The 14,111-nt window shown below is 39.6% G+C and carries 11 protein-coding genes and 1 tRNA gene; 5 read left to right on the top strand and 7 right to left on the bottom strand.

What is annotated here, in order from left to right; all coding sequences use genetic code 11:
• Nucleotides 1-27 precede the first annotated feature (27 nt).
• Nucleotides 28-1,968 (bottom strand): LTA synthase family protein, encoded by a 1,941-nt coding sequence (locus G509_RS0117970; protein ID WP_026992804.1) that lies wholly within the window; start codon nucleotides 1,966-1,968, stop codon nucleotides 28-30.
• Nucleotides 1,969-2,124: 156 nt separating this feature from the next.
• On the opposite strand from G509_RS0117970, the gene G509_RS0117965 reads away from it, so the two are divergent.
• Nucleotides 2,125-2,195, top strand: a tRNA-Cys gene (locus G509_RS0117965).
• A 52-nt stretch (nucleotides 2,196-2,247) separates the two neighbouring features.
• On the opposite strand, the gene G509_RS0117960 is transcribed toward G509_RS0117965, so the two are convergent.
• The 3 genes from G509_RS0117960 to rnr all read right to left on the bottom strand — a co-directional run bounded on the left by G509_RS0117960 (nucleotide 2,248) and on the right by rnr (nucleotide 5,952).
• Nucleotides 2,248-2,931 (bottom strand): LysE family translocator, encoded by a 684-nt coding sequence (locus G509_RS0117960; protein WP_026992803.1) that lies wholly within the window; start codon nucleotides 2,929-2,931, stop codon nucleotides 2,248-2,250.
• A gap of 55 nt (nucleotides 2,932-2,986) precedes the next feature.
• A complete protein-coding gene (locus G509_RS0117955) occupies nucleotides 2,987-3,655 on the bottom strand; it encodes a head GIN domain-containing protein (RefSeq protein WP_026992802.1) in 669 nt (222 codons plus the stop codon).
• A gap of 110 nt (nucleotides 3,656-3,765) precedes the next feature.
• The gene (gene rnr, locus G509_RS0117950; RefSeq protein WP_026992801.1) at nucleotides 3,766-5,952 is read right to left on the bottom strand and encodes a ribonuclease R; all 2,187 of its coding nucleotides are present in this window, start codon (nucleotides 5,950-5,952) and stop codon (nucleotides 3,766-3,768) included.
• Nucleotides 5,953-6,071: 119 nt separating this feature from the next.
• Between rnr and G509_RS0117945 the strand changes: the two genes are divergently transcribed.
• The 3 genes from G509_RS0117945 (at nucleotide 6,072) to G509_RS0117935 (ending at nucleotide 8,691) form a co-directional block, all read left to right on the top strand.
• Entirely contained in the window at nucleotides 6,072-6,311 is a 240-nt protein-coding gene (locus G509_RS0117945; protein WP_026992800.1) for a hypothetical protein, read from the top strand.
• Nucleotides 6,312-6,930: 619 nt separating this feature from the next.
• Nucleotides 6,931-7,359, top strand: coding sequence for a ribose 5-phosphate isomerase B (rpiB, locus tag G509_RS0117940; RefSeq protein WP_026992799.1), 429 nt, complete (start codon nucleotides 6,931-6,933; stop codon nucleotides 7,357-7,359).
• Nucleotides 7,360-7,548: 189 nt separating this feature from the next.
• Nucleotides 7,549-8,691 carry an ATP-binding protein gene (locus tag G509_RS0117935; RefSeq protein ID WP_026992798.1) on the top strand — a complete coding sequence of 381 codons (1,143 nt, stop codon included), beginning with the start codon at nucleotides 7,549-7,551 and terminating at the stop codon, nucleotides 8,689-8,691.
• A gap of 4 nt (nucleotides 8,692-8,695) precedes the next feature.
• On the opposite strand, the gene G509_RS22465 is transcribed toward G509_RS0117935, so the two are convergent.
• The 3 genes from G509_RS22465 to G509_RS22460 all read right to left on the bottom strand — a co-directional run bounded on the left by G509_RS22465 (nucleotide 8,696) and on the right by G509_RS22460 (nucleotide 11,816).
• A complete protein-coding gene (locus G509_RS22465) occupies nucleotides 8,696-10,096 on the bottom strand; it encodes a serine hydrolase domain-containing protein (RefSeq protein WP_051200363.1) in 1,401 nt (466 codons plus the stop codon).
• A gap of 188 nt (nucleotides 10,097-10,284) precedes the next feature.
• On the bottom strand, nucleotides 10,285-10,641 hold the full coding sequence (locus G509_RS0117925; protein ID WP_026992797.1) for a hypothetical protein: 357 nt from the start codon (nucleotides 10,639-10,641) through the stop codon (nucleotides 10,285-10,287).
• Nucleotides 10,642-10,727: 86 nt separating this feature from the next.
• Entirely contained in the window at nucleotides 10,728-11,816 is a 1,089-nt protein-coding gene (locus G509_RS22460) for a DUF2971 domain-containing protein (protein WP_131450735.1), read from the bottom strand.
• A 37-nt stretch (nucleotides 11,817-11,853) separates the two neighbouring features.
• On the opposite strand from G509_RS22460, the gene G509_RS0117915 reads away from it, so the two are divergent.
• Entirely contained in the window at nucleotides 11,854-13,974 is a 2,121-nt protein-coding gene (locus G509_RS0117915; protein WP_026992796.1) for a Tex family protein, read from the top strand.
• Nucleotides 13,975-14,111: the final 137 nt, after the last annotated feature.

Here is a 14,111-nt window from a genome sequence, read left to right as displayed (position 1 = left end):
GCATAAAAAAACCGGCTAATTGCCGGTTTATTTTTTATGTGGTATCTTGTAAGTAGCATCGTTATACAAATTAAAGGCGGCTGTAACGTGTGCCAGGGCATCTTTAGCCAGCTCTGGGTCTAAGGGTGCCGGTACCATTTCGGTATCGCTTATTAGTTTAAATTGAACAGGATCTTTAAACGGCTGCATAATAACTACCTGATTGTCTACCCTAAATGCATTGGCATCATGAAACTGCATTATAGCCCTGCCTTTTACATGGTTGCTTAATTTAAACAAATCCCTTCCCGGCATGGGCGTTTGTACGGTTATGCCTGCCCTGTCCAGTAAAGATGGTGCCATATCTATCTGGCTGCAAAGCGTATTGTATTTCTGGTTTTTAGCAATGCCTGGACCTATTAGCAGCGCCGGTATGTGGAATTTATTAACCGGTACCAGGTTTTTACCCACAGTACGGGTGTTATGGTCGGCAATTACTATAAAGATGGTGTTTTTAAAATAGGCCTCTCTTTTAGCCATTTCAAAAAATTTACCAATGCTAAAATCGGCATATTTAATGGCGTTATTAACCGTAGTTTTCTTTTTATCATGCAGTTGTATGCGTCCATCAGGAAACTCAAAAGGGTCGTGGTTGGATGTAGAGAACATTAACGAAAAAAATGGCTTTCCCTTTTGGCTTTTAAAGTAATTGTTGGCTTTAGTAACCAGGTCTTCATCGCTATAGCCCCAGGTTCCCTTAAAGGCATATTTATTGCCATCGGCATCAAAATCGTCCTGGTCTACAATGTCTTCAAAGCCATTACCGTTAAAAAACGATGCCATATTATCAAAATTAGCCATACCCCCGTAGATAAAGCTGGTTGCATAGCCACGCTCTTTAAACAAATCGGCCAACGAAAAGAATCCTGATTGCGAGTTACTTAGCTTTACCACACTTTCTGAGGGCGATGGTAAAAACCCGGTAACCACAGCCTCTATACCCCTAACACTCCTCGTACCTGTGGAGTATAAGTTAGTAAACAAAAGGCCCTCTTTAGTAAGTTTATCAAATTCCGGCGTTAACGGTAATCCACCCAGGCTGCCAACATATTCGGCACCCAGGCTTTCCTGTAAAAAAATAACCACGTTATACTGCTGGTTGCTAAGGCTATCGGGCGTTTGGGTATGCAGTAACGGGATAGCAGCATTTGTAAAGTCTGATGCATTAGCCGTCATGTACTTTTTAACCCTGTTGTAGGCTTCCGCCTTATCCATTTTGCCGTACATTTTTACGGCATTGTCTTCGTTCTTTAAGCAATAGCCTGCAAAGGCAACGGTATAAAACGAATTTAACCCCAAACAATTGGTTAACTGATCGAACGAGAAAACTGCATTACTTGCGTTTATAGGACGTTTTGAGGTTAAACTGCCCCTTGCTCCTAAAAACAATAAAAAACCTATTAGAGGGAATAAAATAAGCCTCTGCTTGTAAGCCACGTAAGGTGTAGCAAATACTTTAAACCTTTTTTTGACCAGAAAGTAGATAAAAGCGGTTACAACTACTACTGCAAAGATTAAAGATGGCAGGTAGCTTTTTACCAGCGTACCCATAACTTCTTTAGGATAAACCAGGTAATCCAGGAAAATTCGGTTGGGTCTGGTATCGTATTGCTTTATAAAATTGGGCGTTGCCAGCTCCATAAACAATAGTATTACCAGAAAAAAGATATAGTAAATGTTTATAAACCTTTTAAAATAAACAAGATACCTATACGGCACAAAGGTTAAGATTACAAAAGGCAAAAACGAAAGATAGCACAGCAAAATAAGGTCGAAACGCAAGCCAATAAAGAAAAGTTTCCAGTATTGGGGGGTTTCGGCAACCCTTGAATTAAAAATAAAATATAAAATTATCCTGCTTAAAGTAGTAATTGCAAGCCCCAATATTATAAAATTGAACAACGATTTAAGGTACCGGAACTTTTTCATAAAATAATTGTATAAATTTTTGCGAATATATAATTATTTTTAGATTATTTTAACATTATTAAATTTCTAAGTAAATCTTAAGAATGTAAAAATTAGATAGCATTTTACTTGCGTTACTGCAAAATATATGTAAATTTGCCAACCGTTGAAATAAAGGGCATCTTGGCCGAGTGGCTAGGCAGAGGTCTGCAAAACCTCGTACAGCGGTTCGAATCCGCTAGATGCCTCTTAATAAAAAACCCGCTACAAGTAGCGGGTTTTTTTATGCTTAAAAGCTATTTAATTTTGCTTTTCGAACTGATTTATAGTCGATTTCATTTCTTTAGGAAACCAGCCCTGCACCAATAGTGCAATGCCAAATATCATAAGTACAACACTTATACCCCTTTTTATCTTAATGATGTTAGCGGTTGTAAGCTTGCTCCTTAACTGCTTGGCCAATGTAATTTTACCAAGGTCTATTATAAAATAAGTACCTACTACTGCTGTAAAAAACACAAACATTCTGGATGGTTTAAGGTCTAACTGTGGGCCCCAGGTAATAATAATACCCAGCCAGAACAGCAACACCCCAATGTTTATAAAGTTTAGCAAAAAGCCTTTAATATAGAGGCTTAGGTAATCTTTACGTACATTTTTAATGATGTCTTTAGCCGAATCATCTATAAGTTCGTTCTTGTTTTTGTTCACTTTTAAGAACGATATAATTCCGTACGTAAGCATAATTATGCCTCCAAAAATAAACAGTCCGGGTTCGTCCTTAATTTTTTCGAGCAGTTTATAACTGCTAAAATAAGCTATCAGTATAAAAATTATATCTGATGTTATGGCGCCCAAATCAAAGGCAATGGCGGCCTTAAAGCCTTTTAATACACTGGTTTCCAGTAGTACAAAAAAAACGGCTCCCGGCATTACGCTTAGAAAAAAACCCAGTGGAATGGCACTTAAAATATCCTGTAACATTAATCGCGTTTAGAGATGGCAAGTTACCATTTATAATCTAATTTTTAAAAACCTCTTATTTTATGATGTTTATGGTACCGCCGGCAACCTTTTTCTGGTTAACCTGCTTAGGGTTACCATAAATGTTGATCTCTCCACCGGCACGGGTTTTAGCCTCAACCAGGTCTGTAGCGGTTATAGTAGCCTCGCCACCGGCATTAATAGAAATATCGGTTTGTGTGGTATCCAGCCCTTTGCCCTTTAAAATAGCACCCGATGTTAACGTAACATCATGGTTTACAGCCTTTCCGGTAAGTTCTAATTTACCGCCGGAGTTACCTTTGGTGGTTAGTTTTTGCACGTCTACATTAAGCTTAATGGTAGAACCTTCTTTAGCATTAACCTCAAAGGCAGTAGCTTTAAAGGTATCGGCAGAGCCCACGTACGATCCTTCGCTTGCCTCTACCACCAATACACTTTTGTAGTAAACGGTAGCTTCAATATCCTCACCCTTAAGCAATTCTGTAAGTTTCATTTTAATTTTAAGATCGTTATTTTTGGTAACAACCTCTACGTCTTCGGCCCTTGATCCTTTAATAACTATCTTATTTTCAGAGCTTTTAACAAGGGTTACATTGATTTTATCAAACACCCTTACGGTAGTAAAATCGCCCAGGTTTTTGGTTACCTGTGCCGATATAAACTGGCTTAAGCCTAAAAAGGCTATTAATAGTACTTTTTTCATTTTCGATTTATTTTTTGATTATCTGATGCAATGTATTGTGTGCAAAAACACACCAAAAAAGGCTTAATATTTCACTTTCGGACTTCGAGATTCAATAAAAGCCTGTTTAATTATTCGTTTTTACGCAGGTAGGTAAAGTCAAGTTGTTTTTTAACTAAATCGGCATTTTTTACCTTAACAAAAACCTCGTCGCCCAACTGAAGGATATTTTTTGTAACCTCGCCTACCAGGGCATACTGTTTTTCGTCGAAGGTGTAGTAGTCGTCTTTAATTTCTCGAATACGGCACATGCCCTCGCATTTGTTAGATATTATCTCTACATAAATACCCCACTCTGTAACGCCCGATATTACACCCAAAAACTCTTCGTCTTTGTGGTCTAACATATACTTAACCTGCATGTATTTAATACTATCGCGCTCTGCATTGGCAGCAAGCCCTTCCATGTTGGATGAGTGGTTACACTGCTCTTCGTACACTTCGGCATCTACGCTTGCGCCACCATCCAGGTAATGCTGTAACAATCTGTGTGCCATAACATCGGGGTAACGGCGTATGGGCGATGTAAAATGCGAATAGTAATCGAAAGCCAGGCCGTAGTGCCCAATATTGTGGGTGCTGTACTTGGCCTTGCTCATAGTCCTGATAGCCAGGGTATCTACAAGGTTCTGCTCTTTTTTGCCCTGAACATCGCTTAATAGCGTGTTTAACGATTTAGATATATCACCTTTAGACTTAAAGTTAATGCTGTACCCAAATTTAGATATAACCGTTTGAAGGTTAATTAGTTTATCCTGGTCGGGCTCATCATGTATACGGTATACAAACGTTTTTTCGGGGCGCTGTTTACCAATAAATTCGGCTACCTTACGGTTAGCCAATAGCATAAACTCTTCTATAAGATGGTTGGCATCTTTAGATACTTTAAAGAACACCCCAATTGGCTCTGCCTCTTCGTTCAGGTTGAATTTTACCTCTACCTTATCAAAAGAAATGGCACCGTTGGCCATCCTTTTTTTACGAAGTATCTTAGAAAGCTCGTTAAGCTTTAAGGTAGCAAACTGAATTTCGGGCGAAACCGTATAGTCTGCTCCGGTTAACGATATCTCTGCCGGTATGGTGTCTCCTTCGGTCTCTATAATATGCTGTGCCTCTTCATAAGCAAAACGCTGGTCGGAATATATTACAGTACGCCCAAACCACTGGTTTTTAACCTCGGCTTTTTCGTTAATTTCAAATATGGCCGAGAAGGTATATTTTTCTTCGTGTGGCCTAAGCGAACACGCAAAGTTACTCAACACCTCGGGCAGCATAGGTACAACCCTGTCTACCAGGTAAACGGATGTTGCCCTTTGGTAGGCTTCGGCATCCAGTATGGTACCTTCCTGCAGGTAGTACGATACATCGGCAATATGGATACCTACCTCATAATTACCATTCTCTAATTTCTGGAACGATAAAGCATCATCAAAATCCTTCGCATCCCTCGGGTCAATCGTAAAGGTTAATACATTACGCATATCCCTGCGCCTTGCAATTTCTTCCGGATTAATTTCGGTATCAATTTTTTGTGCAAACACCTCTACATCAATAGGAAAATCATACGGCAAACCGTACTCGGCCAATATGGCGTGAATCTCAGTATTGTGTTCTCCCGGTTTGCCCAGTACGCGTATTACTTCACCAAAAGGGCTGTCGGCTTTTGCAGGCCAGTCGTCCATCTTAACCAAAACAACATCGCCGTTCTCGGCATTGCCCAGTTTATTCTTCGGTATAAAAATATCAGTATACATTTTGGCGTTGGCAGTACTAACAAAAGCAAAATTCTTTTGTATGTCTATAACACCAACAAACTCTGTTTTAAAGCGTTCCAGTATTTCTACCACTTCGCCTTCGGGCCTCCTGCCCTTTCTCCTGTTGTATATGTATACCTTAACCTTATCTTTATCAAGGGCTTTGTTAAGGTTATTGGTAGGTATAAATACATCTTCTTCCAGCTCGGGCGAAACAAAATAGGCTGTTTTCCTGCTGGTCATATCAATCTTTCCTTCTACATAGTCAAATTTAGCTATCACGCTGTATTTCCCTTTTTCTATCTCCTCTATCTTTTCCTGGGATGCAAGCAGCTTAAGTTCTTTAATAATCTCGTTCCTGCTTTGTGTATCGTTTAGTTCTAACACGGCAGATATCTGCTTGTAATTAAATGACTTATTGGGATCTTTTGCGAGTATCTTATAAATTTTTGCGGAAAAATCTTTTTCCTTTTTAGCTGACGGTTTTCCGTTTCTTTTACTCATACATTTTTTAAAATAATGCTGAAAATTACAAATAACTATTAGATTTAAGCCCCTCTTTAATGAAATAATAACTTTTAAATATTTAATTTTATACAGATATTACGTAATAATATCCTGACATGAAACATTTTGTAACCGCCGCCGTGTTTACTTACCCCCACGAAATTGCCATACTACGGCACCTGCTGCAGGATGCAGGCCTGCAATTTTACTTTGAAAACGAAACCATGCTTACCGTTGTACCCATGTATACCCAGGCACTGGGCGGCATTAAACTTAAGGTACACGTTAACGACCTGGATACCGTTAAGCTTATTCTTGACGAATTTGAGAGAGGCAACAATTTAAAAATCGTTTAAAATTTTATTTTCTTCAAAATTGTTATCAACACTTATTAATAACAACAATTCTTTTTTTAAAATTTATAAAATTTATGGTGGTTATTATAGCGTGTTAATAACCGGTATAACTTTTTTAATAAGTAGCCCTTTTACGAGTTATACAATCTTATACAAATGTTTCAACAATGTTAACAGAATGTAAATTTATAGAAATGAGCATTTTTCGTAATTTTCGCCAGGAGTTATTAACAATGGTTAAAATGTAATTAGCATTAAAAATGTTTACTAAAACCTTTGTTAATTACTGTTAATAAATCGTACAATGGGTCTGATAACTTCTAAGCAAAATTCTAAAAATAAATTTGCACAATTGGTTATCATTTCACATTATAAAAATTAGCTTACGATGTTAAAAAATCTTTCGTTTTTGATTGTATAGTTATCAACAAAGTTTGCGGTTTTCTATCTGCTTTGTTTTCAATGGCTTCGTAAACTTATAAACAATGTAGTTTTTTAACAGTTTTTAATGTATCTTAAACGCACGTGCATATACCTTAAAACTATAAATTATTAGTGTTTAATTGCTGTATTACAGTTTGTTTGATACCTTTGTATACGCAACATAACACAATTTCTTATGAAAATTTCTATTGGTAACGATCACGCCGGGCCAGACTATAAAAAAGCTATAGTAAAACATCTTGAAGCTAAAGGTATTGAAGTTATAAACCACGGTACCGATACAGCCGACAGTGTAGATTATCCTGATTTTGTACACCCGGTTGCCATTGATATAGAAAACGGAACCGTAGATATTGGCATTATCATCTGCGGAAGCGGAAACGGTGCTGCCATTACCGCCAACAAACACCAAAAAATTAGGGCTGCCCTGTGCTGGACCAAAGAAATCAGCGCACTGGCTCGCCAGCATAACAATGCCAACGTAATAAGCATACCGGCACGTTATACATCGATACAGCAGGCTATAGAAATGGTAGATACTTTTCTGGATACCCCGTTTGAAGGTGGCCGCCACCAAACCCGTATAGATAAAATTTCGTGCTAAGACTTTAGCCGTTATCATATAAAAATTCCGCCCCTTGAGGCGGAATTTTTGTTTTTATATCAAGGGCTATTGACGCAATTAACGTTAATTCAGTCAACCAACTGACGCAATTAATGTAAATTCAGTCAACCAACTGACGGAATTTACATTTTTTTTGTAATTTTGTATAGCTTATAAATACATAATGCTATGCCAAATTATTTTAAACGTGCTGTTTTAGAAGACTTTAAAAATAAAATTATACCCAATAAAGTGCTTATTTTATTAGGGGCAAGGCGTGTTGGCAAAACACAGCTTATAAAAAAGTATTTAGAACAGCTTGCCCCTCAAAGTTATTTGCAGCTTAACGGCGAAGATATTAACGATAGTAACCTATTGCAGGAACGCTCTGTAAGCAATTATACGCGGTTGCTTGCCAATGTAGATTTACTTGTTATAGACGAAGCACAGAACATTCCGCAAATTGGCGCCATATTAAAGCTTATTGTAGATAGTATACAAGGCATTAAGGTTATAGCCACAGGATCGTCTATGTTCGATCTATCCAATAACCTTGGCGAACCCCTGGTTGGCCGTAAAAACACACTCTACCTCTACCCGCTTGCGCAGATGGAATTTGCCGAATTTGAAAACTATAAGCAAACCACTGAGAATTTAGAACAACGCCTGCTGTTTGGGGGCTACCCTGAACTGGAGCAGTACCCTGACTGGGAAGATAAAAAAGAGTACCTGTTTGAAATTATAAACGCGTACCTGCTTAAAGACATACTTGTTTTTGAGGGCATTAAAAACTCTGATAAAATTTACGACCTGCTAAGGCTCATTGCTTTTCAGGTGGGTAAAGAGGTATCGTTGCAGGAGCTGGGCAATCAGCTTCAGCTGTCTAAAAATACGGTAGAAAAATACCTGGACCTGCTTACCAAAGTTTTTATACTGTTTAAGGTAGAGGGCTTTAGCCGAAATCTTAGAAAAGAAATTACAAAATCCAGCCGCTGGTATTTTTACGATAATGGTATTAGAAATGCCATTGTAAACAATTTTAGCAGGCTCGACCAGCGTACCGATACCGGAGATCTATGGGAAAATTACCTGGCGGCAGAAAGGGTTAAAAAGCAGCAGTATCACAAAATAAGGGCTAAAAACTATTTTTGGCGTACCTACGACCAACAGGAAATGGACTGGCTGGAAGAACACGGCGAGGCACTTGCCGGCTTTGAATTTAAATGGAGCGAAAAAAAGAAAGCCAAAATACCGGCGGCTTTTGCAAAAGCCTACCCCAATGCTGCTTTTGAGGTTATTAACCGCTCCAACTATCTGGATTTTATACAATAACCCCCTACTCCAATATCTTTAAAATGGCGTTGCCAAGGCCGGTAGTCTCGTCAGAATATGTATTGGTAAGCACCACCACGCCGCATTGTTTTTCTTTAATATAGCCAATATAGCTGCTAAAGCCGCCGGTACCGCCGTTGTGCCAAACCACAGTATTGCCTGCTTTAGTGTTTTGTATAACCCAGGCCAGGCCCATAGTTAATTTATTTTTTGTAAAGGTGGGTTTATGCGCCAGCTGCATGGCCGGTGTAGCATCTTTAAGGTTGGCATTAAGGTAGGTAGCCATATCCTGAATGTTAGAGCGTATGCCGCCCGCTGCAGGTATGCCCCCAAAATCCCAATGGGGGGTTTCAAGGCCATCGTTGTATCCGGTTACAAAATTTGCGGCCTGGGCGGCAGGCACATCTACAAAAGTAGCGCTCATTTTTAACGGATTGGTAATGTACGTAGCCAGCAGCGTTTGGTACGGCTGCCCATACGCCTTTTCTAAAATAAGGCCCAAAACCGCCACACCGGTGTTAGAATATTCTTCGGCAGTGCCTGGGGCCTGCGCTAATTTTAGTTTAGAAAGATAGTTATAGTACATAGCAGCCGTATAGTTTTTATACGGATCGTTCTCATCATAACCCTCGTGCTTTTCAAAATCGTCCGGCATCCGCGGAATGCCCGATGTATGGTTGGCCAAATGCTTTATTAGAATGGGCTTGCCATTAAACGTAAGGTTGGCGCATTGGGCAGGCAGGTAGTTGCGAATATCATCATCTAACAATAGTTTCTTGTCGATAACCGCCTGTGCCAGCAGCGTAGCGGTAAAGGTCTTGGATATCGACCCAATTTCGTACACCGTAGTGTTTTTGGGCAGCTGGGCCGAATTTTTTTCGGCTTCGCCGTAGTAGTAAAACTCGGTGCGGTTGTCTTTGGTAACCACAAGGGTAACACCAACAATGTGCGGGTCTTTCATAAAATCAACCACCAGTTTGTCTACCATAAGCGCAATGGGGTTATCCCTCTTGTTGCTTTTAAGTATGGGGCCTTTGCGTTCCACTTTCTCTACAAACGGGCGAAGTATAAACCCGTCAACCAGCCCATCGGGCGTGCAGGCAAGGAACATGCCAAAAACACCGCCATCAAACGTGGTTTTATAGACCCTGAAACCATCTTTATTATATGCAAACTCGGCCGAGAGCATTTGCCCGTTGGCCGAAAAAGAGTTGAGTAGGCCGGCAAACTGTTGTTCGGTTTGCTGCTCTTTAAACCGTGGCGAAAGCAGGCTGTAAACACCGGCATAGTCTACATTGTTGTAGCGTGTTTTTATTTGCTCCACCACCGTTTTGTAAACATCATCCTGCGCAGTGGCTGCGGTAACGGTAAACATAAAAAACAGGGCGTACAATAAAGTCTTCATAACGGTGTGGAATTAAGATGTAAACACCAAATTTAGAATTTTTAGGGGAGGTTTGATACATTATTATTCCTCAAATATTTTTGGGAATTATTTAATGCTCCTCCAGCCAGGCCAAGGCTTCTTTTTTTACTAACGAGTCGATATATATTTTTACTACATGATTACATCTCCATAACATAACCTTATGATTAACGACTAAATCTCACTAATTCATCAGGTAGTTGTGCTTCCAATTGATCGTCCCAATACGTACCTATTAAAATGTCATCGTTAATAAAGCCTTCTCCAAAAAATTGAGCTACTCCATTATTTAACCATTCTAAAGTAAAAATGTTTAAATTTAGATTTTTCATTACAATTTTTAGTTTTCTAGTTTGTGCTCCACCATCAAAGTAGGTAGAATCATACTCTCCTACAAAACTCTCATTATTCCCAATTTGTAAATCAGCGCTTTCAGTAAAAATCGTATCATTTGTGGTATTGTAAAATTCGCCGGTTAAATTTCCATTTGAAGTGCGCCGAAGATAAAAGCTTCCTAATATCATAGTGTTTAGTTTAAATGATAAACATACAAAATTCCTCCCTCAAAAAACATTTGGCATATTTGTATCGAGCACTGGTGCTAAATTCTTTATAAAATGAAATCATTTATACTGATTTCACATTTTCCATCAGAAAAATGTGACGTTGCCCAAGCTATTCCCTTATCTTTTTGTTCTTTGAAATAGTAGAAAATAAACACTTTTTCAGCAGTATGAAAAATTTCATCATAAATTTTGTTGGCTAGCCATTCAATTTCTGGTTTGTGTATAATTGATTCTAGCATTATGCTTATAACTCCTTTTGAATTAATTTTATAAAAATTTTGTTCAGTTATTTCGAAGGAAATATTTTTTGAATGTGTAATGGAGGCGGGAATTATTTTCAAATAGTCAACATTTTCGCCAAACGGATTCAAAACTCTGACAGCTTTAAATTTATATGACTTAGTTAAATGTTCAATTTGATAGAACTTTATGTCTCTGCCATATAGTGTACTAAACATTTCTAATTTATGAGCTTCAGGCATTCTCAAACCAAAATAAATTGATTTTAATGCTTGGTAATTATAGCATTGTTTTCCTGAATAATCAGTAATTATTCGATGTTCTTCCTCATACTCCCAACGCTTAGATTTGAAACCAGATAATTTATGAATAAGATTATTTTTTCTATTGTTGATATCCGCAATACTTATTTCTGGAGGTAATTTATTATAAATGACTGGAAAAGAAAATACTTTTTCGGTTTTAAAAGTTTGTATCAAGGTATCTAAATCGTATTCTATACAAAATCCCTTATGTGAATTAGCATAATGAGCCCAAAGTAATTCATCCAAATAATTCTTTGATAAAGAATAAATACCGATTCTTTTGTTTAAAGAAAGGAAATTTTCTAAAGCTTCATGTACATTGTGTAATTTTTGGTCTAAATTTTTTCCTAAAAGCCAGCTAATAGATTTAGACTGCTTAATAAATTTTTCAGATTTGATAATAGTTTCCCATGGATCATTAAGTTGATCTATACTGGAACTCCAAAAATAATTTCTCTCAATAGAACCTAAATCTCTTTTAAAGTCATCGTTACTACCGCCTCTATACTTATATACTAACATCTGAACCTGATTAATTCTACCAAACATACAAAATTCCTCCCTCAAAAAACATTCAAATAACTCCAATTAAATTGGCATATTTGTATCCCTTATTTTACAAGCCATGACAAACCTACAATACATACTGGGCCAGGTTGCTGCGCCGCAAAAAAGCATAGAAAACACCCTTGGGCTACTGGCCGAAGACTGCACTATTCCCTTTATTGCCCGTTACCGTAAAGATATGACCGGCAACCTCGACGAAGTAGTTATAGAGCAGATAGCCAAGCTTAGCCAGGCCTATGATGCCATTACTAAACGCAAAGATGCCATACTTAAAAGCATTGCCGAACAAAACGCGCTTACGCCCGAGCTGAACCAGAAAATAACAGCCAGCTTTGACCTTACCGAGATTGAAGACCTGTACCTGCCCTACAAAAAGAAAAAGAAAACCCGCGCCGATGCCGCCCGCGAAAAAGGGCTGGAGCCGCTGGCTAAAATTATCATGGCGCAAAATGCCGACGATGTCGATTTTATTGCAGCTAAGTACCTTAACGACAAGGTAGGTAACGAAGATGAGGCGCTACAAGGAGCCCGCGATATTATTGCCGAATGGATTAACGAGAACGTGTACATACGCAAAAGCCTGCGCCGCATTTTTGGCCGCAAAGCGGCTATTACTACCAAAGCGGTTAAAACTGCCGACCCGGAAAAAGCCAAGAAATTCGAGCAGTATTTAGACTGGAGCGAAAACCTGACCAAAGCGCCGTCGCACAGGCTGTTGGCCATGCTTCGCGCCGAAAACGAAGGTATTATAAAATTTAAGGTCGATATTGATAGTGAAGAAGCCATAGACCTGATGGACGAGGCCATTATTAAAAACAAAAAAGAAACGGCCGTACACCTAAAAAAAGCTATAGACGATAGCTACAAACGCCTGCTGGCACCGGCAATTTCTAACGAGGTATTGCTGGAAGCTAAAACCAAGGCCGATGCCGTAGCCATACAGGTTTTTGCCGGCAATTTGGGTCAGCTTTTATTAGCGCCGCCTTTAGGTGCCAAGCGTATTTTGGCCATCGACCCCGGTTTTAGGAGTGGCTGCAAAATTGTGTGCCTGGACGAAAAAGGCGACCTGCTGTATAACGAAACCATTTTTCCGCATGCGCCGCAAAACGAGACTGCCATTGCCATGAAAAAAATCCGCTCTATGGTAAACGCCTATAAAATAGATGCCATATCTATTGGCAACGGAACGGCAAGCCGCGAGACCGAGTATTTTATTAAAAAAATAGCGTTCGATACCCCGCCGCAGGTATTTGTGGTTAGCGAGGCAGGGGCATCGGTATATTCGGCGTCAAAAATTGCAAGGGATGAATTCCCAAAATATGATGTTACGGTTAGGGGCGCCGTATCTATTGGCCGCAGGCTGAGCGACCCACTTGCCGAACTGGTAAAAATAGACCCCAAAGCCATTGGCGTAGGGCAGTACCAGCACGATGTAGACCAGGGCAACCTTAAAAACGAGCTGGATACCGTGGTAATGCGCTGTGTAAACTCGGTGGGGGTTAATGTAAACACGGCAAGTAAGTCGTTGTTAGGCTACGTATCGGGCATTGGCGAAAAGCTGGCCGAAAATATTGTGGCCTACCGTAGCGAAAACGGTCCGTTTGAAGACCGCAGGCAGCTTAAAAAAGTGCCAAGGCTGGGGGAGAAGGCCTACCAGCAGGCGGCAGCGTTTATTCGTATCCCGAACGGCAAAAACCCATTAGATAACAGCGCGGTGCACCCCGAAGCCTACCCCATTGTCGAAAAAATGGCTAAGGACCTGAAACTTAAGGCAGCCGACCTGATTTCTAATAAAGAGGCCATTGCCAAAGTAAATGTGGCGGGCTATGTTACGCCCGAAATCGGGCAGCTTGGCCTTAAAGATATTTTAAAAGAACTGGAAAAACCGGGGCTCGACCCCCGAAAAGCCGCCAGGGTTTTTGAATTTGACCCTAACGTTAAAACCATTGCCGACTTACGTACAGGCATGGTACTGCCGGGTATTGTAAACAACATTACCAATTTTGGTTGTTTTGTAGATATAGGCATTAAAGAAAGCGGCCTGGTACACATCTCTCAGCTTAAAGAAGGCTTTGTAAGCGACGTTAACGAGGTAGTCAAACTTCACCAGCACGTACAGGTAAAAGTGGCTGAGGTAGACGAACAACGCAAACGCATACAGTTAACGATGATACTTTAAGAAGTTGATTTGGTGATGCGTTGATTTGGTTGTTGGTTGCGGGTTGTTAGTTGCCAGTTGATGGTTGTTGGAGTTTTTCCATTTCGACCGTAGCCCTCGCGTGGTTGTTTGATGTATTACTCTTCACGTACCGTCCT

The organism is Flavobacterium subsaxonicum WB 4.1-42 = DSM 21790, assembly GCF_000422725.1.
Taxonomy (GTDB): domain Bacteria; phylum Bacteroidota; class Bacteroidia; order Flavobacteriales; family Flavobacteriaceae; genus Flavobacterium; species Flavobacterium subsaxonicum.
This window is presented reverse-complemented; position numbering and strand designations above follow the sequence as displayed.